The following is a 1407-nucleotide window of genomic DNA, read 5'->3' as shown; positions in this document are numbered from 1 at the left end:
GTGTGCAACCGGGCGGCGGGCGCGTCGGTGCCGTCCGGAAGGAGGGTGGCGGTGATGGGGGCGATGATGCCGAGTTCGCAGTTGCCGCCGTCGCCCTGGGAAAGCAGCAGGGCCGCGGCGGAGAGGTTCGGGCTGCCGGTCAGGGCCCACCGCCGCCCCTCGGAGACCCACTCGACGAGTTTCCGTGGCGGTACCGCTGGTCGTTGTCGCTGATGACGCGTCCGTCGTACTCCTTCACCAGGGCGGCGACCGACGGACCGTCGAGATCACTGAGCCCGGGCTGGTAGGCGAGGGTGAACCGGCTCGGACGGAAGCGTTCGAGCAACCGCCGCAGTGCCATCGAGCGCCGGTCGTAGAAGGGCGCGAACACGGCCAGTTCACCGACGGGCCCCTGCGGCAGCTGATCGATGATCGGCGAACGCAGACTGCTGACGACGCGGACCCGTGGCGCCGTGGGCGTCCTGTCGCGGTGGAGCCGGTCCAGCAGTGCTGCGACCCGACCCAGCGCCTGTGGCACTCCGGCGGAGAACCTCACCTTTTCCGGGAGGTCGCGCAGCCATGCCGACAGCTCCCGAACCGCGGTGGGACTCTGCTCGCCGTCCACCCGCAGAACCGTCCACAGTTCGGCGTTGGCCTGCTACCCGGCCAGCGTGGTGTTGCCGGAGCCGAGGGCGATGGTGGCGTGCTCCGGTCCGGCGAGGACCATCAGCTTGGGATGGAACGCGGGACCGTGGGCGTATGCCAGACCGGCGAGGTAGCTGCCGCCGGCCCGCCGGACGGAGCGGGGGGCGTTCCGGGCCATGGACATCTCCCACCACGGTGACGCGTGCACCGGTGGCCTGGGTGACGCCGAGGGCGACCTCCTCGAAGAAGCCGAGATCGGCGGTAAAGCTGAGGAAGAGTGCTTCTTCCAGGCTCCGCCCGCCCGTGCGCTCCTCGTCGAGGATGAGGGTCAACGGAGAGGCGAACGCGGTTGGTGGCTCCACCACGACCGGTGCTGGTGCGGTCTCAGCCAACGAGAACCCTCCCGCTGCTCCAACCCACCATCGCGTGGTTCGACAGCCTGAAGGAGAGCGTGGCCGCTCTCGGAGCTGCCGCCCGCGAAACCCGGGCCGCCGACCAAGCGGCCCGCGCCGCCTTATGGAACTTCCAGCCCGGACGGGTGCGGCCGGTGGAAGGTCTGCTCAGCATTCCGGGGAAGTACATGGTCAACCCCCACAGGATCGCGCTGGCCCGGCTCCAGTCCCACCTCGAAGTGCACCAGCACGAGATCGCCGCCTTGTACGAGAACGCGGCGCGTGCGTACGCCGACGGAGCCGCCTCCGCCCTGTTGTCGGTGGTCGGTGGTGAGTATCCGCAGTTCGTCGAACTGCTGCGGGACGAGACCGGCCACTACTCATCCGCGCT

Annotated in this window: 3 protein-coding genes; 1 reads left to right on the top strand and 2 read right to left on the bottom strand. The window is 69.7% G+C overall.

Going from position 1 to position 1407, the window contains the following annotated elements; translation table 11 throughout:
* Positions 1 to 139: 139 nt before the first annotated feature.
* Both K6I34_RS36970 and K6I34_RS36965 read right to left on the bottom strand, forming a co-directional pair.
* Positions 140 to 604 (bottom strand): hypothetical protein, encoded by a 465-nt coding sequence (locus tag K6I34_RS36970; RefSeq protein ID WP_229332390.1) that lies wholly within the window; start codon positions 602 to 604, stop codon positions 140 to 142.
* Positions 605 to 637: 33 nt separating this feature from the next.
* A complete protein-coding gene (locus tag K6I34_RS36965) occupies positions 638 to 802 on the bottom strand; it encodes a hypothetical protein (protein WP_229332389.1) in 165 nt (54 codons plus the stop codon).
* Positions 803 to 1075: 273 nt separating this feature from the next.
* Here K6I34_RS36965 and K6I34_RS36960 point away from each other — a divergent pair.
* A partial coding sequence (locus K6I34_RS36960) for a hypothetical protein (RefSeq protein WP_229332388.1) occupies positions 1076 to 1407 on the top strand: 332 nt, incomplete at its 3' end.

It is taken from the genome of Streptomyces sp. UNOC14_S4, from assembly GCF_020740835.1.
Taxonomy (GTDB): Bacteria; Actinomycetota; Actinomycetes; order Streptomycetales; family Streptomycetaceae; genus Streptomyces.
The sequence above is the reverse complement of the archived record's forward strand: the minus strand, read 5'-3'. Positions and strand labels throughout refer to the sequence as shown.